Origin of the sequence: Mucilaginibacter aquariorum (genome assembly GCF_024498135.1) — a bacterium.
Taxonomy (GTDB): Bacteria; Bacteroidota; Bacteroidia; order Sphingobacteriales; family Sphingobacteriaceae; genus Mucilaginibacter; species Mucilaginibacter aquariorum.
The window spans coordinates 106,915-129,712 of sequence record NZ_JANHOH010000008.1; the positions used below are offsets into that span (position 1 = coordinate 106,915).

The 22,798-nt window shown below is 42.2% G+C and carries 21 protein-coding genes; 13 read left to right on the forward strand and 8 right to left on the reverse strand.

What is annotated here, in order from left to right; all coding sequences use genetic code 11:
- Positions 1-11 precede the first annotated feature (11 nt).
- The 6 genes from NPE20_RS21450 (at position 12) to NPE20_RS21475 (ending at position 6,841) form a co-directional block, all read left to right on the forward strand.
- Positions 12-1,532 carry a hypothetical protein gene (locus NPE20_RS21450; RefSeq protein WP_256540756.1) on the forward strand — a complete coding sequence of 507 codons (1,521 nt, stop codon included), beginning with the start codon at positions 12-14 and terminating at the stop codon, positions 1,530-1,532.
- Positions 1,533-1,543: 11 nt separating this feature from the next.
- The gene (secG, locus tag NPE20_RS21455) at positions 1,544-1,894 is read left to right on the forward strand and encodes a preprotein translocase subunit SecG (RefSeq protein WP_256540757.1); all 351 of its coding nucleotides are present in this window, start codon (positions 1,544-1,546) and stop codon (positions 1,892-1,894) included.
- Between the two features lie 241 nt (positions 1,895-2,135).
- Positions 2,136-2,432 (forward strand): co-chaperone GroES, encoded by a 297-nt coding sequence (locus NPE20_RS21460; RefSeq protein ID WP_256540758.1) that lies wholly within the window; start codon positions 2,136-2,138, stop codon positions 2,430-2,432.
- Positions 2,433-2,578: 146 nt separating this feature from the next.
- Complete coding sequence (groL, locus tag NPE20_RS21465) at positions 2,579-4,213, forward strand: chaperonin GroEL (protein ID WP_256540759.1); 1,635 nt, start codon at positions 2,579-2,581, stop codon at positions 4,211-4,213.
- Between the two features lie 336 nt (positions 4,214-4,549).
- The gene (locus NPE20_RS21470; RefSeq protein ID WP_256540760.1) at positions 4,550-5,335 is read left to right on the forward strand and encodes a mechanosensitive ion channel family protein; all 786 of its coding nucleotides are present in this window, start codon (positions 4,550-4,552) and stop codon (positions 5,333-5,335) included.
- A gap of 75 nt (positions 5,336-5,410) precedes the next feature.
- Positions 5,411-6,841 (forward strand): L-serine ammonia-lyase, encoded by a 1,431-nt coding sequence (locus NPE20_RS21475; RefSeq protein ID WP_256540761.1) that lies wholly within the window; start codon positions 5,411-5,413, stop codon positions 6,839-6,841.
- A gap of 4 nt (positions 6,842-6,845) precedes the next feature.
- On the opposite strand, the gene NPE20_RS21480 is transcribed toward NPE20_RS21475, so the two are convergent.
- From NPE20_RS21480 to NPE20_RS21495, 4 genes are read right to left on the reverse strand one after another with little or no spacing between them, the layout of a single operon-like run.
- Positions 6,846-7,202 (reverse strand): DUF488 domain-containing protein, encoded by a 357-nt coding sequence (locus NPE20_RS21480; protein ID WP_256540762.1) that lies wholly within the window; start codon positions 7,200-7,202, stop codon positions 6,846-6,848.
- Positions 7,203-7,251: 49 nt separating this feature from the next.
- The gene (locus NPE20_RS21485; RefSeq protein ID WP_256540763.1) at positions 7,252-7,977 is read right to left on the reverse strand and encodes an SGNH/GDSL hydrolase family protein; all 726 of its coding nucleotides are present in this window, start codon (positions 7,975-7,977) and stop codon (positions 7,252-7,254) included.
- A complete protein-coding gene (gene lipB / locus NPE20_RS21490; RefSeq protein ID WP_256540764.1) occupies positions 7,977-8,705 on the reverse strand; it encodes a lipoyl(octanoyl) transferase LipB in 729 nt (242 codons plus the stop codon). The genes NPE20_RS21485 and lipB overlap by 1 nt, the downstream gene beginning before the upstream one ends.
- Before the next feature lie 2 nt (positions 8,706-8,707).
- Positions 8,708-9,346, reverse strand: a complete 639-nt coding sequence (locus NPE20_RS21495) for a 4'-phosphopantetheinyl transferase family protein (RefSeq protein ID WP_256540765.1) — start codon at positions 9,344-9,346, stop codon at positions 8,708-8,710.
- A 425-nt stretch (positions 9,347-9,771) separates the two neighbouring features.
- Between NPE20_RS21495 and dcd the strand changes: the two genes are divergently transcribed.
- The gene (gene dcd / locus NPE20_RS21500; RefSeq protein WP_256540766.1) at positions 9,772-10,308 is read left to right on the forward strand and encodes a dCTP deaminase; all 537 of its coding nucleotides are present in this window, start codon (positions 9,772-9,774) and stop codon (positions 10,306-10,308) included.
- A gap of 61 nt (positions 10,309-10,369) precedes the next feature.
- Positions 10,370-13,063, forward strand: coding sequence for a TonB-dependent receptor plug domain-containing protein (locus NPE20_RS21505; RefSeq protein ID WP_256540767.1), 2,694 nt, complete (start codon positions 10,370-10,372; stop codon positions 13,061-13,063).
- 117 nt (positions 13,064-13,180) lie between these two features.
- Here NPE20_RS21505 and NPE20_RS21510 read toward each other — a convergent pair whose 3' ends face one another.
- Entirely contained in the window at positions 13,181-14,050 is an 870-nt protein-coding gene (locus NPE20_RS21510; protein WP_256540768.1) for a hypothetical protein, read from the reverse strand.
- Between the two features lie 104 nt (positions 14,051-14,154).
- On the opposite strand from NPE20_RS21510, the gene NPE20_RS21515 reads away from it, so the two are divergent.
- A complete protein-coding gene (locus NPE20_RS21515; protein WP_256540769.1) occupies positions 14,155-14,436 on the forward strand; it encodes an ATP-dependent Clp protease adaptor ClpS in 282 nt (93 codons plus the stop codon).
- A gap of 6 nt (positions 14,437-14,442) precedes the next feature.
- Here NPE20_RS21515 and NPE20_RS21520 read toward each other — a convergent pair whose 3' ends face one another.
- Complete coding sequence (locus tag NPE20_RS21520) at positions 14,443-14,793, reverse strand: DUF7009 family protein (RefSeq protein ID WP_256540770.1); 351 nt, start codon at positions 14,791-14,793, stop codon at positions 14,443-14,445.
- A gap of 1 nt (position 14,794) precedes the next feature.
- The gene (gene cobA, locus NPE20_RS21525) at positions 14,795-15,550 is read right to left on the reverse strand and encodes a uroporphyrinogen-III C-methyltransferase (protein ID WP_256540771.1); all 756 of its coding nucleotides are present in this window, start codon (positions 15,548-15,550) and stop codon (positions 14,795-14,797) included.
- A gap of 300 nt (positions 15,551-15,850) precedes the next feature.
- Between cobA and nirB the strand changes: the two genes are divergently transcribed.
- Both nirB and nirD read left to right on the forward strand, forming a co-directional pair.
- Positions 15,851-18,340 carry a nitrite reductase large subunit NirB gene (nirB, locus tag NPE20_RS21530; protein ID WP_256540772.1) on the forward strand — a complete coding sequence of 830 codons (2,490 nt, stop codon included), beginning with the start codon at positions 15,851-15,853 and terminating at the stop codon, positions 18,338-18,340.
- A gap of 41 nt (positions 18,341-18,381) precedes the next feature.
- Positions 18,382-18,732 (forward strand): nitrite reductase small subunit NirD, encoded by a 351-nt coding sequence (nirD, locus tag NPE20_RS21535; protein WP_256540773.1) that lies wholly within the window; start codon positions 18,382-18,384, stop codon positions 18,730-18,732.
- Positions 18,733-18,742: 10 nt separating this feature from the next.
- Here the strand turns inward: nirD and NPE20_RS21540 are convergent, their stop codons facing one another.
- Entirely contained in the window at positions 18,743-19,342 is a 600-nt protein-coding gene (locus NPE20_RS21540) for a Crp/Fnr family transcriptional regulator (protein ID WP_256540774.1), read from the reverse strand.
- A gap of 601 nt (positions 19,343-19,943) precedes the next feature.
- On the opposite strand from NPE20_RS21540, the gene NPE20_RS21545 reads away from it, so the two are divergent.
- Positions 19,944-21,485, forward strand: a complete 1,542-nt coding sequence (locus NPE20_RS21545; protein ID WP_256540775.1) for an alginate export family protein — start codon at positions 19,944-19,946, stop codon at positions 21,483-21,485.
- 13 nt (positions 21,486-21,498) lie between these two features.
- Complete coding sequence (locus tag NPE20_RS21550; protein ID WP_256540776.1) at positions 21,499-22,797, forward strand: MFS transporter; 1,299 nt, start codon at positions 21,499-21,501, stop codon at positions 22,795-22,797.
- The last annotated feature ends 1 nt before the right edge of the window (position 22,798 follow it).

A 22,798-nucleotide genomic window follows, 5' to 3' on the forward strand; every position in this document is an offset into this window, starting at 1 on the left:
TTAACAACCAGGTGGATCAATACTTAGATAACAGGCAAAAAGAAATTTTATGGGACTTGCTGGCCAATCCGGCCGACACAGGTTCGTCATATACCCAAAGCCTGGAGCGTTTGGTTCTTGATAATCCGCAAAGCGGGGTATTACAGGTGTTGCTTGCCCGCGCAGGCAATAAGCAGCAATTAAGCAAGGCCGCGGTTTATTATAACCCACGTACCCTGCACAAACTGATTAACCACCCCGAAGACCTGGCGGTAGTTAACAACGCGAGCATCCTCCCTTTGGCAGATAACATCTACATCAATCACCAAAACAATAATAATACGCAGGAAGAAGTTATTGTAGCCGACGAGCCACAAACGGAGACGGTGCAAGACGCGTATCAGGCTGAAGCTTACGAAGAGGTAACAGAAGCGCCGGTAATTGAAGAGGCTGGTAAAGAAATAACCGAACCGGCAGAAGTTAATAACGAAACCGAGGAAGTTAAAACAGGAATTGTAATTGAAGAACCGGTTAGTGAGTATTACCCGGCTAACGAACAGGCGCAAATAGTTGAAGAACCTGTTACTCAAGACGAGCCGGAGGCAGAAAACTTATCACCAGAGCCGGAATATCCGCATCATGATATTGAGGATGAGGTTTATGACGAGATAGTGAGTATAGAAGATATTGGTTTTGAGGCTATCGCGAGCGAAGAATATACTGCCCCTGCCGAGCCTCTTACCGAAGCAAGATTTAGCGACCCTAATGTTGTAATGGGCCCCGAAGAAGAAGAGGCATCGTTTGTATTGTTCCATCAGCCGGAAGCTGCTCCCGAGCCTGTTCAGCCAGCCGAAAGAAGTATTAACGAACAGGAAGAGCGCCTTATATTAGGGGGTATAGTGAATGCTGATTATTTGAGGTTTGATAAAAAACTTGATGAATTGCGTAATGCTAACGCATCTGCAGAGCCATCAAACACAGCAGAGCAGCCGCAAACCGTAACCGGGCCAGCTGCCGAAACGCAGGAAGTTTCGCGTTACGATGATGATAAAATGCCTTATACCTTTATGTGGTGGCTTAATAAAACCCGTAAAGAGCATGCCGGTACTTTTCAGCCTTACGCAGATAAAGCTGATAACTTTGTTGGAAACGAAACTGCCATCCCTTCAAAAATGAGTACTGCTGATGAATTGCAGCAACAGTATTACGAAAATATATTCAGCCTTACATCGGCAGGTGGTGTGGATAGGGATGCCGACGCTAAGGTAGAATTTGACCACAGTAAAAAAGAAGATATCATTATAGAACGTTTCATACACACCGAACCGCAGATAAAGCCCCTGTCGGCAGATAAGCTGGATAATGAGAATAAAGCAAAGAAAAGCTCGGAAGACCAGGACGAACTGGTAACGGAAACACTGGCCCGTATATATACTGATCAGATGCTATATCATAAAGCGATAGCCACTTATAAAAAATTGGTATTGAAATTCCCGGAAAAAAAGCTTTACTTTGCTGCCCAGATTGAACAGTTAGAAAAGAAAACCAATTGATATAATAAGAAATGTATTTAGTTTTAATCATCATCACGATCATTTTATGTGTCCTTTTAGGGCTGATCGTATTAATCCAAAACCCTAAAGGCGGCGGTTTAGCATCAAATTTTTCGGGTTCGTCACAATTAATGGGCGTACAAAAAACCGGCGATTTTTTAGAAAAGGGTACCTGGGTGCTGGCTATCAGCATTATGGTTTTATCGCTTATTATTAATGTATCTGTTAAAGGTGGTGCGCAAAAAAGCGAGGATCCTCAATTAATGGAGCAAATTAAAAAAGCGTCTAAACCATCTGCAACCCCGGCAACGGCACCATTAAACACGCCTGCAACCCCAACACCAACCCAGAAAAAACCGTAAGTTGTTTTTAAGAATATTTAAAAAGGCTTTGGACTACTCCAAAGCCTTTTTTGCTGAAAATGCCGTTACTGACATGATGGCACTCGTGCATTAAGTTCATATTAGCATGTTGTAACGTCACCCAAAAAAGGTGACAATAAAACAGTAAACATGCCAATACATAAAAATTTTGCTGCTTGGCATAATTGATGTGAAAAGCATTAACGAAAACTTAAAATTATAAAATCAAAATAGTATTACTATGTCATTAAACATTAAACCAAGTGCAGACAGAGTGGTTGTTGAAGCTGCTGCTGCAGAAACCAAAACCGCTTCTGGTATTTACATCCCGGAAACAGCACAGGAGAAACCACAAAAAGGAACCATCGTATCTGTTGGCCCTGGTAGGTATGCCGATGCATCAGGCGCCCTTATCCCTATGACCGTTAAAGTTGGTGACGAAGTTTTATATGGTAAATATGCAGGTACCGAGATCACCATCGATGGTAAGGAATACCTTATCATGCGCGAATCTGACATTTACGCAGTATTAAACTAATTAGTGAATTAGTGAAGGAATGAATTAGTGATTTATTCTTTCGGCGATTAAAAACGAAACTTAAAAAACAAAACAAACAATTATTGGGAACGTGAAAAAGTAAATCGCTAATTCACTAACTCAATAATTCAATAATTAAAAAAAACATGGCAAAACAAGTTAAATATAATGTTGAGGCACGTGACGCTTTAAAGCGTGGTGTTGATATTTTAGCTAATGCGGTTAAAGTTACATTAGGTCCTAAAGGCCGTCACGTAATTATCGATAAAAAGTTTGGTTCACCAGCTGTTACTAAAGATGGTGTTACTGTAGCTAAAGAAATTGAACTTAAAGACCCTATTGAAAATATGGGTGCACAAATGGTTAAAGAAGTTGCATCAAAAACTGCTGATATTGCAGGTGATGGTACTACTACTGCCACCGTTTTAGCGCAAGCTATTGTTACTGCAGGTATTAAAAACGTTGCAGCCGGTGCAAACCCAATGGATTTGAAACGCGGTATTGATAAAGCGGTTGCAGCAGTAGTTGCAAACTTAAAAACGCAATCACAAACCGTTGGCGAAGACAACAACAAAATAAAACAAGTAGCTGCTATATCTGCTAATAACGATGAAGTTATTGGTGCGTTAATAGCCGAAGCTATGGCTAAAGTTGGTACATCAGGTGTTATCACTGTTGAAGAAGCAAAAGGTACCGAAACTGAAGTTAAAACTGTTGAAGGTATGCAGTTTGACCGTGGTTACCTTTCTCCGTACTTTGTTACCAATTCAGATAAAATGGAAGTTGAGTTAGAAAACCCATACATCCTTATCTACGATAAAAAGATCTCTTCAATGAAGGAATTACTTCCTATCCTGGAGAAACAAGTACAAACAGGCAAACCACTTTTAATTATTGCTGAAGATTTAGACGGCGAAGCATTAGCTACTTTGGTAGTTAACAAAATTCGCGGTTCGCTGAAAGTTGCTGCTGTTAAAGCACCAGGCTTTGGCGATCGCCGTAAAGCAATGTTAGAAGATATCGCTGTTTTAACAGGTGGTACTGTAATATCTGAAGAGCGTGGTTACAAATTAGAAAGCGCAGACCTTTCGATGTTAGGCCAGGCAGAAAAAATCACTATCGATAAAGATAACACTACCCTGGTTAACGGTTCTGGTGATCATGATTTGATCAAAGGCCGTGTTGGCGAGATCCGTGCGCAGATCGAAACTACTACATCTGATTACGATAAAGAAAAACTTCAGGAACGTTTAGCCAAATTATCTGGCGGTGTTGCAGTATTATACATTGGTGCTGCTTCTGAAGTTGAAATGAAAGAGAAAAAAGACCGTGTTGACGATGCTTTACATGCAACCCGTGCGGCTGTTGAAGAAGGTATTGTTGCAGGTGGTGGCGTTGCCTTCATCCGTGCGGTTGCTGCTTTGGCAGATCTTAAAGGTGCTAACGAAGATGAGAACACTGGTATCCAGATCATCCGTCGTGCTATTGAAGAGCCATTACGTCAGATCTGCGATAACGCGGGTATTGAAGGTTCAATAGTTGTACAAAAAGTTAAAGAAGGTTCTGGTGACTTTGGTTACAATGCACGTACTGATAAATACGAAAACTTAATTGGCGCGGGTGTTATCGACCCTACTAAAGTAGGCCGCGTAGCATTAGAGAACGCAGCTTCTATCGCGGCTATGTTGTTAACCACCGAGTGTGTGTTGGCAGACGAGCCAGATGACGACAAAGGTGGCATGCCACCAATGGGCGGCGGCGGCATGGGCGGTATGATGTAATACCCCTCATATAATATCAGGAACCCCTGTCTATTTTTATAGACAGGGGTTCTTTGTTTATAAACCCCTTCCCTTTTTTCTGGATAGTGCGGTGGGGTTTAAAATCGAATAATTAGCATTTAGTTAACCGTTATCGGCGCTTATATTAATTTTATGTAACATTATTATCGTTTGGGCGAATAGGCACAGCATTTGATTATATGCTGGCATGAAACAGATAGTAAAAAACAGGAAGCACATACACAGCCGCATTGTAGAGTGGGTTTTGTTTAAAGGCCCCGAGCTGTTTGTAACCCTGTATAGTTAATTAAAAAATCTTAATTTTGGCTTCTATCTATGGAGCTTAAAGAATTTTATCATACCCTTCACGTTTGGCTAGTAAATAATGGGCCGCGTTACCTGTTCGGAATAATCCTTTTTTTCTTCGGCCTTTGGGCTATTGCATTCATTAAATCGAGCCTTACCCGGCGGATGAGTAAAAGGGAGATCCATTCATCTTTACAGCCATTTTTTCTAAGCCTGTCTATCACCGCCTTATATGCGGTATTAATTATAACCGTATTTAATGTTGTAGGCTTTCAGCTTACATTTATCAGTACAGTTATTGGTGCCTTAAGTGTGGCTGCAGGTTTGGCATTATCAGGCACATTGCAAAATTTTGCAGGCGGGGTGTTGATTTTACTGTTAAAACCATTCGAGATTGACGACCATATAATTGCCCAGGGGCAAGACGGCCGCGTACAGGCTATACAGCTGTTTTATACCGAAATACTTACTGCTGATAATAAAACCGTTATCATACCAAACGGTAAGCTGTTTAACGAGGTAATAACCAACATCACCCGCCAGGGTAAACGCCGCCTTGATGTAGATTTTAAGCTGGGTTTTGCTGTAGATATTGAGCAGGTAAAAGGCATTTTAGCAAATGCCATAAAACAAACTCCTAATGTTTTAGAGGAACCCGCTACCCGGGTAGGTGTATTGCTGCTGGAAGCCGATGGCATGCGTTTTACCGTAAGGGTATGGGTTGACCCTGCAAATTTTTTGAATACCAAAATAGTACTGCAGGAGACAATAGTTAACGACTTAAAAGCCGCCGGAATAAAACTGCCGGGGATGTAAGTAAACTGCAAATCTCTGCGCTCAATTGCGTAATTTTACCAATATCGTATCGCTAATATCCAATCTCTAAAATTGATGCAACAACGAGAGCAAATTTCTGTATTTGATATGTTCAAGATAGGCATAGGCCCATCAAGCTCACATACGCTTGGGCCATGGCGTGCCGCGCAGCAATTTGTTGATCTGTTGCAGCAGCAAGAGGTATTGCCACTCGTTGTCGAAATAAAAATACTCCTGTATGGCTCGCTCGCTAAAACAGGCAAGGGTCACGGTACCGATATTGCCATACTGCTTGGCCTTAGCGGCGACGACCCGGTAACCTTTGAGGTGGATAAAATAGACACCAAAATAGCCGGTATAAACAATACCCATAAACTGCTTTTAAACGGAAGTAAAGAGATTAGTTTCTTTGCTGAAGATGATATGCTATTTCTGTTTACCGAGAGCCTGCCTTACCACCCAAACGCGGTAACCTTCCAGGCTTTTTTGAGTAACGAAACCGCTGTATCGGCCACGTTCTATTCAATAGGCGGCGGATTTGTGGTAAAGGAAGGCGTGCAGAGCCATCATAAAATCGAAGTTGACCTGCCGTTCCCAATTGATACCGCCGGTGACCTGCTGCACTGGTGCATAAAAACGGGCCTCAAAATATCCGAGGTGGTGATGGAGAATGAGCTTGCCTGGCGATCTGAACAAGAAACCCGCAGCGGCGTGCTCAATATATTTAAGGTAATGCGCGAGTGCATGTACCGGGGTTGCCACACCGCGGGGAACCTTCCCGGCGGTCTTAATGTTGCCCGCCGCGCATCGGCATTAAACAAACGCTTGTTAAAAAATCAAACGTATACCAACTATAACGAATGGGTACAGGCCATGCGCCAAACCGGTAACAGTTTTCAGAATATATTAGATTGGGTAAGCTGTTTCGCGCTGGCTGTGAACGAAGAGAATGCCTCTTTTGGCCGTGTAGTAACGGCACCAACCAATGGTGCTGCCGGTGTTATACCCGCGGTGCTGCAATATTATATATCCTTTTGTGATGGCTTTGATGAGCAAAAGATAATCCAGTTCCTGTTTACCGCATCTGAAATAGGCAGTATCTTTAAAAAAGGTGCTACCATATCCGCGGCGATGGGTGGCTGCCAGGCCGAAATTGGCGTATCATCTGCTATGGCAGCGGCAGCACTTACTGAGTGTTTAGGCGGCAGTCAGCGACAAGTACTAATGGCAGCCGAAATAGCCATGGAACACCATCTGGGCATGACCTGCGACCCTATTGGCGGCCTTGTACAGGTGCCCTGTATAGAACGTAACACCATGGGGGCTATAAAAGCTATCACCGCGAGCCAGTTGGCCCTGCAAAGCAACCCGGATAAAGCCAAGGTAAGCCTTGATGCCGTAGTGCGCACAATGTGGCAAACTGCCCAGGATATGAACTCCAAATACAAAGAAACATCAGATGGTGGGCTGGCAATAAATATCCCTATCAGCTTACCGGAGTGTTAGGAGCTTACTTAAGCACTTTATCTATAAGTTCTTGTAAAACCAAAGCGTGGTTATGTTGCTCGTCGTGGGCGGCGTAGAGCAAGGTAATTGTTTTGTGCTTTTTTACAAGATCAAGCAGGTTTTTGACCGCATCATTTTGCGTAAGCTCATGCGTATACTTTAGTTGGAACTCGTCCCATTTGGGCTTATCGTGATTAAACCATTTTCGCAATTCGGTAGAAGGGGCAATTGCTTTCATCCATTCATCAAGATGAGCTGTTTCCTTCTTTACGCCGCGCGGCCACAAACGGTCAACCAATATCCGCACGCCGTCCTGCTTATCAAAGGGCTCGTAGATCCGTTTTATTTTTACTGTTCCCATGATGGTTGGTAATTATTTTAAAGATAAGCATCCGGATTAAATGTAAATTCTAATATTTCACCTGTGAATTTACCACTGGCAGCAACTGGTTTACCCACAAGCTATACATGCGGCCGGCTGGGTGCAGGCCATCGTTAGCAATCAAGCTGTAGTCGTTTACCGCCTGGCGAGACGAAGGGGTAATATCTACGTAAGCTACGCCTGCGGCCTCGGTTTCCTGCTTATTAATGGCATTAAACAGGTCTATCTCGGTACTTGCTTTGTTAAGGTCAAACCCATTGGCCTTGGCAAAGGGGGTAGCACTCCAGTCGGGTATGGATAGAACAAATACATGTTGCTTGTTGCCGCCCGCATAGCTAATGGCCGTATTTAATAGCTCAATAAATTCGGTACGGTAATCTTCCTTACTATAGCCGCGGTACTGGTTGTTTACACCTATAAGCAGGGTTACTATATTATATTGGTGGTTTTTTAAGTCGCGGGATGTTATACCTTTTTTAAGGTCGCCGGTGGTCCAGCCGGTTACGGCTATGATCTCGGGTTTCTCAACAAAATGATTGGTTGCATTAAGGCTATGCACCAATTGATAGGGGAAGGATTGCTCCTGCGGAACGGCTTCGCCAATGGTGTACGAGTCGCCCAGTGCCAGGTATGTTAGTGAGTCGGAAATGGGCATATGGTTATCAATGGTTTTTACCGTGGGTTGCTGGCTTGGTGCTTTTGTGCAGGCAGCCGCCAGAGTGCCAATCAAAAATAATATTGTAATTATCCTCATTAAATCATCTCCATACCAAAAAGTACGGAAATATGATGTTTTAGGATTTCTTTAACTTCGTTTATATCAACCTTTTGGCCCAGTTCCAGTTCAATTGAGGTTACCGCCTTATCATCAATACCGCAGGGAACTATGTTCTTAAAATAATCAAGATCGGTATTTACGTTAAATGATAGCCCGTGCATGGTAACCCAGCGACTACAGCGTACACCCATAGCGCAGATCTTTCGGGCGTTATCGTTATCGGCATCAAACCAAACGCCTGTATAGCCGGGGTAGCGCTCACCTTTAAGGCCATAATGGGCAAGGGTAAGGATAACGGCTTCTTCCAGCGTGCGCAGGTAAAGGTGTATATCGGTAAAAAAATTGTCGAGGTCTAAAATAGGGTAGCTCACTAGTTGGCCGGGGCCATGGTAGGTAATGTCACCGCCACGATTAACGGGATAATAAACGGCATTTTTATCTTTAAGGCCCTGTTCATCCAGTAGTAAATGTTCGGCTTTGCCGCTTTTGCCTAAGGTATATACATGCGGGTGCTCGCAAAAAACAAGATAGTTGGGTGTAAGGGTATCATCGAACCCGGGATCGCCTTCGGCAAGTACAAGCGTACGGTTACGTATCTCGGTTTTTAGCTTAACAGTTTCACCGAACAGCGTTTCCTGGCGTTGCCATGCTACCTGGTAATCTGTAAGCCCCCAATCCTGAAAAATTACTTTTTTGTTCTTCATTATTATCCCTTCACGTATCCTATCATATAATCTTCGTACTGCAGGTAGCCAACTTCGTAATCTATGTTTACTTCGCCTTTATGCAATTTAGCCTGCAGCATATCATGGTGCTGAAAGGTAAACGGCAGCAAAGATATATTATCGGCAAATGATACTTCCTTTTGGCCGTAACATTTATATACAGCCTCTTTAGCGCACCAGCATACATACAGCTGCTGAATTTTATGGCGGTCCTCAATAAAAGCTATTTCTTCAGGGCGCATAAACTTATGGGCAATGCGTTCCACCTTTTCTTTCACTTGTTCAATATCAATACCAACAGGGCTGGTTTTGCTTATCATTACCGCGGCATAATCAAACGAGTGGCTAAGTGATATATGGTAGGGTAGGCTCACCAGATAAGGTTTGCCATGGCTATCAACCTTGCTGTCGATATATTCTTCGGTACGCAGCATTTTACGCAGCAATACGCGTGTGCCCAGCCAGTGCAGGTAGCGCTTGCTCTTGCTTAATTTTTTGGTGTAGGCCTTTTCGGTTTCGTCCAGCTGCAGCTGTTTATATAGCTCGTCGGCAGTTTCCTCTATCTTCCACAGCGCAAATTCTGTATCATCATCAATTTGTTGTCGGTACGCTATTGCCATGAATGGTAAAATTGCAAAAAAGGTTGCCAATTTATATCAGCTAAATATAATAATAAACGATATTTTTTTGATTGTAACTAATCGGGTAAAACGTACGTCATACTATTAGATAAACAGTTTTTATCGCAATTAACACACAATGAAGAAGATATACATAGCAGCCGCTGTTTTATTAGCCGTAGCCATAACAGAAGGCTGCATGAAGCAGCGTGTAGCTAATAACACAACAAAAAGCATACAGGTTCAAAAGCATATTTAAAAACCTGGGTTAGGAAATATTGTAAGTGAATACCACCAACCAGTGGTTCAATTTAGTCGCATTGTACAATTTGTACAGGCGACTTTGTTGTTTTATACCTGGCAGGGCGCGTAATAATTATTGGCAGTTAGGCCAATTAATTATAATTTAGGGCAGCAATATACTTATGATTTTATCAGACAAACGCATCCTCGAAGAAATAGAAAAAGGAACCATTATAATTGAGCCATTTAAGCCGGAATGCCTGGGTACAAACTCGTACGATGTGCATTTGGGCAAACACCTGGCAACTTATAAAGACAGGGTTTTGGATGCTAAGCTGCATAACGAGATAATTGGTTTTGAGATACCTAAAGAAGGCTTTATACTGCAGCCGAATACACTATATTTAGGTGTGACTGTAGAATATACCGAAACACATAAGCATGTGCCGTTTTTAGAAGGAAAATCGAGCACGGGCAGATTGGGTATTGATATACATGCCACCGCCGGTAAAGGCGATGTAGGTTTTTGTAACACCTGGACGCTGGAGATATCATGCGCGCAACCGGTTAAGATATATGCAGGCATGCCTATTGGCCAGTTGATATATTTTGTTGTTGAAGGCGAAATAGCGACCTTATACAATACCAAAAGCAACGCGAAGTATAATAACCCAACAACGCGCCCTGTTGAGAGCATGATGTGGAAGAATAAGTTTTAATGCTATAGGTAATCACAATAATCTGTTAGCATTGTTTATTAATGTGATTTATCTGTGAATTATGGCCTATAAACGTTTCTTTGCAGGGCTATTAGTAGCCATCGGCATTATCGGTATTTATAGTTTTAGTATCGATGATGATATCATTACCAGGATCCAACGCCAGTTGGAAAAATGGACGGATAATCATCCGATAGAAAAAGTACACCTACATCTTGATAAGCCATATTATACCGCCGGCGATGATATATGGTTTAAAGCCTATGTAATTACAGGCCCTTTGCATCGCTTACAGCCCGATAGCGGTATTTTAAATGTAGAATTGATTGATGGGCAGGATAGCATTAAGCAAAGCCTGAAGTTGCAATTAAAGAATGGGCTTGCCTTTGGCGATTTCGCCCTGCCCGATACCCTGCACGAGGGCAATTACCGCATCCGGGCTTATACCCAATACATGCAAAATTATGGCAGCGAATATATTTTTGATAAGGCGATAAGCATAGGTAACGTAATAACCAATAAAGTTTTTACAAAAACAACCTTTGATCACGCGGCCCAAAACGGGCAGAATGTTATTAACACAACTATAAGTTATAGCGATATAAACGGGGTAGCTTATGTGGGCAATACGGTTAATTATACGGTATTATTAAATAATGCTGTTGTAACAAAAGGTAAAGGTATTACCGATAATGAAGGTAACCTGCACCTGAGCTTTGCGGGGGATAACCCGGCCTTGCTAAGCAGGGGTCGCATAGTTACCGGCTTAGCCATATCAAAAGGAAACATTGTACACAAGAGTACGCCTATACGGGCAATGGCCGGTGGGGCCGATGTTCAGTTTTTCCCGGAAGGTGGCAATATGGTGAATGGTATAGCCACCAAAATAGCCTTTAAAGCCATTGGTACGGATGGTTTGGGGGTTGATATAAAAGGGAGCATTGTAGATAATGCAGGTAACAAAGTGGGCACCATGAATACCTCGCACCTGGGGATGGGCGTATTTGAATTTACCCCGCAGCAGGGCAAAACCTATAAGGCAGAGATTATTTATCCTGATGGGTCAAAAAGTTCGGCAGGGCTGCCAAAAGCTGCCGATAAGGGGTATGTCCTTAATGTTTCCTCACCTGATGCTCAAAATTTACAAGTAACGGTTACTTCAAAACAAACTGGTAATGACTTTAGTCTGGTTGCTCAAAGTGCCGGCAAAATATATTATGCAGCTAAAAGTAAACCTGGTAGTAATCAATTTTCGGCCGTTGTGCCAAAAAATAAATTTCCTTCTGGTATAGCGCAATTCACCTTGTTTTCCTCAACAGGCGAGCCACTAAACGAGCGACTTGTATTTATCCAAAACCCGGCAGATAGGTTAAATTTATCAGTAACTGCAGATAACCAAAGCTATTCGCCAAGGCAAAAGGTTAAGCTGAACATTGATGCTAAAGACAGTGAAGGTAAAGCAGCAGTAGGTAGCTTCTCTGTATCTGTAGTTGATGAAACCAAGGTGCCGGTTAATGAGAATAACGAAAATAATATCCTGGCTAATCTGCTGCTTACATCAGATTTGAAAGGTTATGTTGAACAACCTGCCTATTACTTCAACGATGTTAACGATAAAACCAACGCCGAGCTGGATGCGCTAATGTTAACGCAGGGATATCGCCGGTTTGAATGGAAGAACGTGCAGAGCGAAACCCAATCCCCCAATCGTTATCCGCGAGAAACTACTTTTACCATATCTGGCAGGGTTACAACGCCGTCTGGAGGCCCCGTAGTAAATGGCAAGGTAGAATTGATAAATTTTGATGACGGATTACTTAAGGTAGATGCTGTTACTGATGCAAACGGGCGTTTCGCATTTAAAGATATAATATATGCAGACAGCCTTAAATTTTTAATACAGGCACGTACTGCCAAAAATAAAAAGGATGTAGTGATAAAGATGGACACTATACCACCGCCACCCGCTTCTGATTATAAGAACACCGCTGATTTTGATGTAAATACAGGTAGCAGTGTTACGGCCTACGCGCAAAACAACAAGCAATTATATTTCGAACAAATGAAATATGGCCTGGGTAACCATGTAATAAGTTTACGGGAGGTACAAATAAGGGAGAAGCGAAATGCACTCAAGCATTCAGCAAATTTAAATGGCCCCGGCAATGCCGATCAGATTTTATTAAGTAAAGATCTGGTTAACTATGGCTGTATACGCTTATCTGATTGCCTGCAGGGGCGCTTGCTAGGTGTGCTGTTCCGCAATGGGGTGCCGATAACAACCCGGGGAGGGGGGCGTATGCTTGTTATAATTGATGGGATGTATAGTGATGCCGGCTTTATGAATAGCCTCAATATTAATGATGTACAATCGGTAGAGGTATTGCGCAATGTAGGTACAACCGGTATTTATGGCGGCAGGGGCGGTAATGGCGTTTTAATAGTTACTACCAAACGTGGCGATGAGCCTACCTATTACCCGGAGACCTTTGGCAAAGGTATAACACCTTATCAGCCGAAAGGCATATATAAGGCACGCACTTTTTATTCGCCGCGATATGATGCCAAAACCAGGGAAAAGTTGGCTGATCTGCTTACTACCATATTTTGGAAACCAGATGTGGTGACAACAGGCGGTAAGGCATCAATGGAATTTAATAATGCAGGCAGTAATGGCACCTATCGTGTGGTTATAGAAGGTGTTGATAATGAAGGTAATATTGGCAGGCAGGTATTTAGGTATAATGTAAAGTGAGTCAAGAGTCAAGAGTCAAGAGTCAAGAGTCAAGAGTCAAGAGTCAAGAGTCAAGAGTCAAGAGTCAAGAGTCAAGAGTCAAGAATTCGCACGGCGAATTCTTGATAAGACATGATCTTAATTTTTACTTAACGAGAATTTCTCCCAAAAATCAATTGATTTAAATATCTCGCCACGACTGGCGTTGCCGGTATCACCGCCACGACTCATGCCACCACCACGGCTGCCTCTTCCGCCGCGGCCGCCACCCATTCCCCCTGCGCCGCCCATTCCACCACGGCCACCGCCACCCATACCGCCACGGCTGCCACCACTACCTTGTGTGCTGCCGCCTTCAGCATTATGCTCGGGTTTTTGTAAGCTGTTTATTTTGAAGTTGAATGCCCATTCACTTTTAGCTATATCATCAGCATGGAAAAATTTTAGCGGTATAGCCGCTTCGTATACAAGGTTACCGGCAGCATCATAATCAATAGCTGTTTTAATGCCATAGGTGTTTGATGTAGTGATCATCTCACCTTCAATATCTTTAAAGCCGGTCATTTTTATGCTTCTAAGGCTGGTTATACGTTCGCGCATTAGCTCGTCACGTTCCTCTTTGGTTACTTCGCCGCCATCATCTTTCATGCCCGTAAAGGCAGGTGCCGGAGTTCCGGGATAGCGTAGCGGGAAGGTCATGCTAAAAGTTTCTTTCTTTTTACCATGTGTATCTATACTTAAAGTTATACCCGCGTTTAATACACGTGCCTGTTCTAACCGGTCGTTGATACAGATAACCGCATAAAGGTTCTCATGATCATTAGCCAAAGTGTAGTCTAAGTTTTTCTCCTCGTTATGATACCGCAGGCTGTCGCCCCAATCGCTAAGGTTGCCATCAATTACAAGGTTTGCCGGTGGTGGCAATAAATTTGGGGTTTGTTTTGATTGTGCATTTGCAGCTGTTATGGCTGTTATTGTAATCAGAAGCAGGGAGATGCTACGTCTCATTTTGTGATTTGTTAAGGATAAGTATGTTGCGTGTAATTTTTATAAAACGATAAACATCATTTTAACATATTTATTACTGTTTTTGAGTAAATTTGCTGATACATATGCCAACCGAAATACAGGAACAAACGCTCACCTTTGAAGAGCTAATGGCCGGGCTTAAAGAGATGCACCGCCTTATTTTATGGAATGATGACCATAATACCTTTGAACACGTTATCCATTGCATGATGAAATACCTGGATTACACCGAAGGACAGGCTGAAAAAATTGCATGGAAAGTTCATAACGAGGGTAAATGTGCTGTATTAGAAGGCTCTTTTACCGAGATGGAAGTTTACCGTAAAATACTACAACAGGAAGGCCTCACCGTAAGCGTGGAATAGTTTTTACTAACAAGTCATCAGCGGATTTGGGTAATTGTCACTTTGATCTTCGGCCACGTTATCCAGGCATTGAAAGTCTTTTTCAACCAATAGGTACAAGTGGCTATCGGTATACTCAAAACCTACTTTTTCTGTTGCAACCCATTCATGAACCATAGGTGCCGGCATAAACAAAGTTATAGTATTGTCTTGCAGCGTGGCGGCTAAATTGGGTAAAGTATAGCGCTGTAACGCGTAGGTAAGCTGCTGCCCGCCAAAATCTGTGACCTCTTCAAGGTAGCCTTCTTTATTAAAACGGTCTACGTCCGATTTTGAAAGCCTGTAGCGCAACGAATTTCCTTTAATGCGAATTTTCATATTATTTTACTTCGTTAAATATGTTTATTTGTGTTTCCAATCCCGCTACTTCTCCTATTATAATAATAGCCGGATAAGTTAATTGATGTTTGGCAGCCATTTCGGGCAGATCTTTAACCAAGCCCTTAACGCATTTTTCATGCGGTAATGATGCATGCTGAATTATGGCTGCAGGTGTATTACCCCTGTTTTCTTCCAAGTAGGTTGCCGTAATAGCGTCAATTTGTTTCATGCCCATATATATAACAACGGTAGCATTGCTTTGCATGGCCAATTTTAAGTCGGCAGATAAGGAGCCATCTTTTTTTGTGCCGGTTATCATCCATACCCCTTCGCTAATAGCCCGGTGTGTTAATGGTATATCCTGTAACCCGGATGCCTGCATGCTGGTAATGCCCGGTATAAAGTGTGTTTTTATGCCATGCTGCCGGGCATAGATAATTTCTTCAAATCCCCTGCCAAAAATAAATGGATCGCCACCCTTTAGCCTTATTACTTTTCCTTTAGTGAAAGCATAATGTTTTATCATTTCATGTATGGTCTCCTGCGGGGTAAAATTGCCGTATGGCTGTTTTCCCACGTATATTTTCTCGCAGCTTTCCTTGGTAATAGCCAGCAGGTCCTTATTAGCAAGGTTGTCATATAATATCACTTCCGCTTGCTGTAAAAGCTTATATCCTTTAACTGTGATCAGTTCAGGATCGCCTGGGCCTGCCCCCAGGACGAATAATTCAGGAATAATCTTAATATTTTCCATAATTCTATGGTATTTATGATGTTTAATATCAATTTAAACACTTTTTTAATGAATAAATACCGTTATTTATTTAAATGTTAACTATGTATTGTGTTTTTATATGTAAATTATAATAAAAGTAGCGTATTATAATGATGTTTTATTATAAATATCATAAAAATTAATGAATTTGTTAAAATTTATCTCGATTTAATATGATTTATATCAAATAATTGTTAATATTGTTATGTAAATGCATTTCGGTCGCAACAAAATGCATTTGTGTATAAAAAAATTGCTTTAACAAATTAAAAAACGGATATGTCACAACAAACCATTATAGTTGTAGGCAATGGCATGGTAGGATATAAGTTTTGTGAAAAGCTGATAGCCAAATCATCTCATTTTAATATTATTGTTTTTGGCGAGGAATCCCGCATAGCTTACGATAGGGTTCATTTGAGCGAATACTTCAACGGTAAATCTGCCGATGATCTTTCACTCTCATCAGGTTCCTGGTACGCTGATAATGGGATTACCTTATATCTTAACGATCCTGTTCAGGAAATAAATCGTGCCGAAAAAACAATCCATTCATTAAGCGGAACAACCTTAAAATACGATTACCTGGTGCTGGCAACCGGTTCCTCGGCTTTTGTGCCCGATATTCCGGGGGTAGAGAAAGAAGGCGTGTTTGTTTACCGTACCATTGAAGATCTTGATCTGATCAAAGCTTATTCGGCAAACGCTAAAGTGGGCGCGGTTATGGGTGGCGGGCTTTTAGGGCTCGAAGCTGCAAAGGCTCTTATTGACCTTGGTATTGAAGAAACCCATGTTATTGAATTTGCACCCCGCTTAATGCCGAGGCAAATAGATTCTGCGGGGAGCGGCATGCTGGCATCTAAGTTAAAAAGCCTGGGACTAAATATTCATCTGAATAAAAGCACTGCGAGTTTTATTGGCGAAGGGAAAATAGAGGCGCTTAAGTTTAACGACGATAGCACCTTGCCGGTAGATATGATGGTAATATCTGCAGGGATACGTCCACGCGATGAACTGGCTAAACTGGCCGGTTTACATGTAGGTACCCGCGGGGGTATTATAGTGAACGAGAAGATGCAAACCAGTGATGAATCGATATTTGCCATTGGTGAATGCGCGCTTTACGAAGGCATGATCTATGGCTTGGTAGCGCCGGGTTATGAAATGGCTGATATTGTAGCTGCCTGGTTAACTGGCGGAAGTAAAGCCTTTTATGGCTATGACATGAGCACCAAGCTAAAGCTAATAGGTGTTGATGTGGCGAGCTTTGGCGATGCCTTTATAACCGAACCAGACTGCCGTACCCTTGTTTATGAAGACACTTTTAAAGGGGTATACAAACGAATAAATATTAGCAACGATGGTAAATACCTGTTAGGAGGTATATTGATAGGTGACGCCGATGCCTATAATATTTTACTGCAAACAGTTAACAATAAAATAGTTCTTCCGCCAAATCCCGAAGACCTGATATTGGGTTCGCGCGGGGGCGAGGCTGCAGAGGGTGCAGGTGTACTGAGTTTGCCCGATGACGCGCTTGTATGTTCATGCGAAGCGGTAAGCAAGCTTGATATTTGTTGTGCAGTAAACGATGGGGCAACTAACATCGACAGTATAAAAAAATGCACCAAGGCGGGCACAGGCTGTGGTGGTTGTGTGCCTTTGGTTAAGGATTTGATTACCGGTACGCTAAAAGCTAACGGGCAATATGTTAAAAATGTAATATGCGAGCACTTTGATTATTCGAGACAGGAATTGTATGACCTGGTTAAAATAAACAAGGTTAAAAATTACGACCTGGTGCTTGATCATTTTGGTAAGGGCGATGGCTGCGAAGTGTGTAAGCCAGTAATAGCCGGTATTTTATCCAGCTTGTGGAACGATGTTATTGTTAAACAAGATACTATACAAGATAGTAATGACCGCTATCTGGCTAACATTCAAAAAGGTGGTACCTATTCTGTGGTGCCACGCATTCCCGGCGGAGAAATAACCCCTGATAAACTTATTGTAATTGGGCAGGTGGCTAAAAAGTACGGGCTTTACACCAAGATAACAGGTGGCCAGCGGATAGATCTTTTTGGCGCGCATGTAAACGACTTGCCGCAGATTTGGGAAGAATTGATAGATGCCGGTTTTGAAAGCGGGCATGCTTATGGCAAAGCTTTGCGTACGGTTAAAAGCTGCGTAGGTAGCACCTGGTGCAGGTTTGGTTTGCACGATAGCGTATCGTTTGCCATTGAAATAGAAGACAGATATAAAGGCATACGTTCCCCTCATAAACTTAAGGGCGGGGTAAGCGGCTGTATCCGCGAATGTGCCGAAGCGCAGGCAAAAGACTTTGGTGTTATAGCTACAGAAAAAGGCTGGAATTTATATGTATGCGGCAATGGCGGTTCTAAGCCACAGCATGCACTGTTATTGGCTACTGATATTGATAGCGAAACATGCATCAAATATTTAGATAGGTTCTTGATGTTCTATATAAAAACTGCCGATCCTTTAACCCGTACAGCAACGTGGCTTAACAAAATGGAGGGTGGCATGAGCTATCTTAAAAATGTAGTTATAAATGATAGTTTGGGTATAGTGGAGCAGCTGGAAGAAGAAATGCAGCAGTTGATAAACAGTTATCACTGCGAGTGGAAAGAAGTGGTGGACAACCCGGATCTGCGCAGGCGTTTTGCCCACTTTGTAAATGCCCCCGAAGTAAAAGATCCTAATATAAAATTTGAATCTATGCGCCAGCAGGTTAAGGCGCAGTGGTAATGGTTAGTTAATAATATGGTGTGCTTCTAAACAACAACAACATGGAAACAGTAACAGATATTGAATGGATATTAGCTTGTTATACAGATGATGTGCCGGCAAATGGCGGCGCCTGTATAAAACACGGCGATGAGCAGATAGCGATATATAACTTTACCCGCCGTAATGAGTGGTATGCTACGCAAAACTTATGTCCGCACAAACAGCAGATGGTATTATCTCGGGGGATGATAGGCAGCACGGGCGAAGATTGTAACCCAAAAGTGGCCTGCCCTTTTCACAAAAAAACATTTTCGCTTATCAATGGCGAATGTTTAAGCGGGGATGATTACCAGATAAAAACGTACCCGATTAAGGTGACTGACGGGCGGGTATATGTTGGGATTGTTTAACAGAATTGAATTACGGGAACATAATATCCTGGGCAAGTACAGAAAGAGCATCATGATTATTTATCCTGATGCTTTTTGCTGAAAGGCTGATCAGTCCATCATTTACCAGCTCATTGATCATCCTGAAAACCGTTTCATAAGTTGCCCCCGAGTACGATGCCAGGTCCTGCCGGCTTATGGCGATATTTATAAAACCATCCGCATTTATTCCAAATTGTTTTTGCAACGCTACCAGGGCTTCTGCCACGCGGCCTTTAACCGGCATATGTGCCAGGTTACGCATTTTTCTTTCCGATTCCCGTAGCTCGTCTGCAAAGAACATTAATAACTGGTAGGTAAAGTTGGAGTTTACCTTCAATGTGGCCTCAAAAAACTCCAGGCTAATGTAGCAGATCACCCCATTTTCCATAGCTGCGGCCGATACCGGATAGGTGCTGTTGTTGCCTAAGCCCCGGTGGCCAAAAGTTGCGCCTTCCTTTGCAAAACGGATAATTAATTCCTTTTCGGTATCCCATTTTTTGTAAACTTTCACCAAACCGGTATAAACAAAGTAGATCCCGGTTACCGGATCGCCTTCTTTAAAGATGACCTCGCCTTTTTTAACCTTCAAATTTGTTTTATTCGCAGCTATGGCAGGATGCCATTCTGGTAGGCAATTCTTGCACATGAAACAACTTTTGGTATCGCAAGTGTTGGCTTTTTGTATCATTTAGTAATAAAATGCTGTTAAAACATTACAAGGATAATACTAAAGGTTTGCTTTTGGATAAATTGAAGTGATTTTTTATAAAATATATCAATTTTATAGAGATAAATAGCTTGTTTTTATATTAAATGCTATTTATATGATGAAATTGACCATTATTTTATCTGTTAAATCAATTGAGTGTTGATTTTTTGGCTAAATATTATTGTCAACTTCATATTTTACCTAATTGTGTGCTATTGATTTTTACTTTTTTAATAAAAAACACCTTAAAATATGATTTTAGTCATAAAAATTCATTTATAATGAACTTTTCGTTGATATTTTAGATCAAATAGGATATATTTATAATAATAAAAGGAGTTAATTATTAAAGTTTTAATAAAAAAGAGCCTATGATAATAAAATTATAATTACACCCCAATAAAAAGCCCTGCCGGGAGGTCGCATTCCCGAACAGGGTTAAACAGTTTTCATTGCTTTAACAAATAAAAAACTATCTCAAATGTACAAAAATGTATTAAATCAATACACTATTGCTCTTGGTATATCCACAATTATATCTTTCTGCAGCTTAAATGCTAAAGCACAGTTTGTCATTTCGGCACAGTTGCGGGCAAGGGGCGAGTTGAGAGATGGTTACGGAACATTACAAACCACCGGATATAAGGACGCAGCTTTTATTTCACAACGAACGCGTTTAACGCTCGATTACAAATGGAGCAAACTCATTTTTCATACATCTATACAGGATGTAAGGTTGTGGGGCCAGGATGCATCAACCATCAGCATTGCAGACGGCAATAAGCTGGGACTTCACGAAGCCTGGGCCGAACTCATCTTATCCAACAAAAACGATACTTCTTTTAAAACATCACCCGTAGATTATTTTGCTATTAAAATAGGTCGGCAGGAACTGGTTTACGATGACGAGCGCTTGCTGGGTAACTCTGATTGGTTACCACAGGCCCGGCGACACGATGCTGTTGTGCTAAAGCTGCTGCAAAAAGGCTGGCAACTTGATATTGGCGCCGCATTTAACCAAAGCTCCGAAGCCATTAACTACAATGGCACTTATTATACACCTGCAAATATCCCGGCTACTGTAAAAGACAGTAAAGGTAACCTGGCCAACACCCCGCCCGGGATGATACCTTTGATTAATAGCGCCGGTATCAGCGCGAAAAACGGAAGCCCCGCTTTTTTAAATCCGCCCGGTACAAACGCTTTAAATCAGAATTATAAGTCGCTTCAGTATTTATATGTTGCCAAAAAGTTTAACAAAACTAAAATATCCGGACTTTTTCTGTCTGATCAGTTTGGCAAATACATCCTTGATTCGGTCAAAAATGTTTCTGGGGCCGATGAAGGTTATATATATGGTAAGCGCTTTAATCAAACAGGAGTAAACACGCGGTACACTACCGGTTTATTGGTTAATCCTGCTTTTGGGGATAACAATCAGCTGGCCTTAACCGGGGGGTATTACTACCAGGGCGGGCACGATAAGGATGGTTTGGCCCTAAGCGCTTATACCTTTACTACATCAATAACCTACAAGCCAAACAATTTAAGTTATACAGCCGGTTGGGATTATCTGTCGGGCAACGATGGCTATTCAACCTCGACAACTAATCACCGCTTCGATCCATTGTATGGTACACCTCACAAGTTTTGGGGGTACATGGACTACTTTTATGCGGTAAGCGGATCGCCTACTGGCGGCCTAAGTAACCCATACTTAAAGGCAAGGTTTACATCAGCCAGCAAACGTTTCACCACCGAACTGGCCGGCCATTATTTTATGCTGGCGCAAGATCAAAAAGACATTAGCGGGCAACCGGTTAAAAAACACCTGGGCACAGAGCTTGACCTTACTACAGGTTACAAACTCAACAAATTTACAGGAATCGACCTCGGCTTATCCTACATGGCTGCTACACGCAGTATGGAGTATGCTAAAAATATTGCCCCAGGCACATCAGGCCTGCACCCGTTTTGGGCCTACTTGCAAGTAAATATCAAACCTGAATTTCTTAACAAATAATAAATACCGCATAATGGAAAAGCAACTTACTAAACTTAATATATTCTCAGTAAAAGGTATACAAATGCGCACCTTTCACATTACCTGGCTTATGTTTTTTGTATGTTTTTTTGGCTGGTTTGGGTTGGCGCCTTTAATGCCAACCATACGTGCCGAACTGCATTTAACTAAAGGGCAGGTAGGCAATATTATCATAGCATCGGTGTCTGCAACTATAATTGCGCGCCTTATTATTGGTAAGCTTTGCGATACCTGGGGGCCGCGAAAAACGGCTATAAGGTTATTGCTAATAGGATCGTTACCGGTATTTTTTGTAGGCCTGGCGCATGATTATACAACGTTTTTATTATTTAGGCTGGCTATAGGCATTATAGGTGCATCATTTGTAATTACACAGTTCCATACTTCTATGATGTTTGCGCCTAATATAAAAGGTACGGCAAACGCGGTTACCGGTGGCTGGGGTAACCTGGGTGGTGGGGTAACCAATATGGTAATGCCTTTAATATTTGCCGCTATTGTGGGTTTTGGTTATACCAAGGCCGATGCATGGCGCTACGCAATGATAGTACCCGGTGTAATGATGCTTGTTATAGCATTCATATATTCAAAATACACTAAAGATACGCCCAATGGCAATTATGACGAGATAGGGTACACTGCCGGTAAATCATCAAAAACTGACTGGAAGATACTTGCCGACTGGAGAGTATGGGCTTTAACGCTTGCATATGCCATGTGCTTTGGTATGGAGATCACCTTTGATAATGTGGCTTCGTTGCACTTTGTCGATTCTTTTCACCTTTCGCAAAGCCAGGCGGGTTTTTGGGCTGGCATATTTGGGTTCATGAACCTGTTTGCACGCGCTTTGGGTGGTATCGTATCTGATAAAGTTGGTGGCAAATTTGGTATGCGCGGCAAGGGCTTATTACTTGCCGGCGTATTGCTGCTGGAAGGAATTGGGTTGATATTATTCGCACAATCGGGCACGCTGCTAATCGCTATTGTTTCCATGCTTTCATTCGCGCTGTTTCTTAAAATGGCTAACGGGGCCACTTATGGTATTGTGCCATTTGTAAACTCGAAAAATGTAGGGATGATAAGCGGAATTGTTGGTGCCGGCGGAAACCTTGGAGGGATGATGTTTGGATTCCTTTTCAAATCGGCTACAATTACTTATGTGCAGGCATTTACTTATATAGGCTACACGGTTATAGCGGTAGCATTAATTGTTTTTGTAACCCGGTTTGTGAAAAACCCGGTAACAGTTGATCAGCCGGAAACACCGGCTATGGCGGGAAGTATGGCGTAAT

Bases quoted from the DNA above. Each gene is read 5' to 3' on its own strand.
- NPE20_RS21550 (WP_256540776.1), top strand. From the start codon at position 21,499: ATGGAAAAGCAACTTACTAAACTTAATATATTCTCAGTAAAAGGTATA.
- nirD (WP_256540773.1), top strand. From the start codon at position 18,382: ATGGAAACAGTAACAGATATTGAATGGATATTAGCTTGTTATACAGAT.
- NPE20_RS21485 (WP_256540763.1), bottom strand. From the start codon at position 7,977: ATGAGGATAATTACAATATTATTTTTGATTGGCACTCTGGCGGCTGCC.
- NPE20_RS21520 (WP_256540770.1), bottom strand. From the start codon at position 14,793: ATGAAAATTCGCATTAAAGGAAATTCGTTGCGCTACAGGCTTTCAAAA.
- lipB (WP_256540764.1), bottom strand. From the start codon at position 8,705: ATGAAGAACAAAAAAGTAATTTTTCAGGATTGGGGGCTTACAGATTAC.
- nirB (WP_256540772.1), top strand. From the start codon at position 15,851: ATGTCACAACAAACCATTATAGTTGTAGGCAATGGCATGGTAGGATAT.
- NPE20_RS21460 (WP_256540758.1), top strand. From the start codon at position 2,136: ATGTCATTAAACATTAAACCAAGTGCAGACAGAGTGGTTGTTGAAGCT.
- groL (WP_256540759.1), top strand. From the start codon at position 2,579: ATGGCAAAACAAGTTAAATATAATGTTGAGGCACGTGACGCTTTAAAG.
- NPE20_RS21505 (WP_256540767.1), top strand. From the start codon at position 10,370: ATGGCCTATAAACGTTTCTTTGCAGGGCTATTAGTAGCCATCGGCATT.
- cobA (WP_256540771.1), bottom strand. From the start codon at position 15,550: ATGGAAAATATTAAGATTATTCCTGAATTATTCGTCCTGGGGGCAGGC.
- NPE20_RS21480 (WP_256540762.1), bottom strand. From the start codon at position 7,202: ATGGGAACAGTAAAAATAAAACGGATCTACGAGCCCTTTGATAAGCAG.
- NPE20_RS21515 (WP_256540769.1), top strand. From the start codon at position 14,155: ATGCCAACCGAAATACAGGAACAAACGCTCACCTTTGAAGAGCTAATG.
- NPE20_RS21510 (WP_256540768.1), bottom strand. From the start codon at position 14,050: ATGAGACGTAGCATCTCCCTGCTTCTGATTACAATAACAGCCATAACA.
- NPE20_RS21470 (WP_256540760.1), top strand. From the start codon at position 4,550: ATGGAGCTTAAAGAATTTTATCATACCCTTCACGTTTGGCTAGTAAAT.
- NPE20_RS21475 (WP_256540761.1), top strand. From the start codon at position 5,411: ATGCAACAACGAGAGCAAATTTCTGTATTTGATATGTTCAAGATAGGC.
- secG (WP_256540757.1), top strand. From the start codon at position 1,544: ATGTATTTAGTTTTAATCATCATCACGATCATTTTATGTGTCCTTTTA.
- dcd (WP_256540766.1), top strand. From the start codon at position 9,772: ATGATTTTATCAGACAAACGCATCCTCGAAGAAATAGAAAAAGGAACC.
- NPE20_RS21495 (WP_256540765.1), bottom strand. From the start codon at position 9,346: ATGGCAATAGCGTACCGACAACAAATTGATGATGATACAGAATTTGCG.
- NPE20_RS21545 (WP_256540775.1), top strand. From the start codon at position 19,944: ATGTACAAAAATGTATTAAATCAATACACTATTGCTCTTGGTATATCC.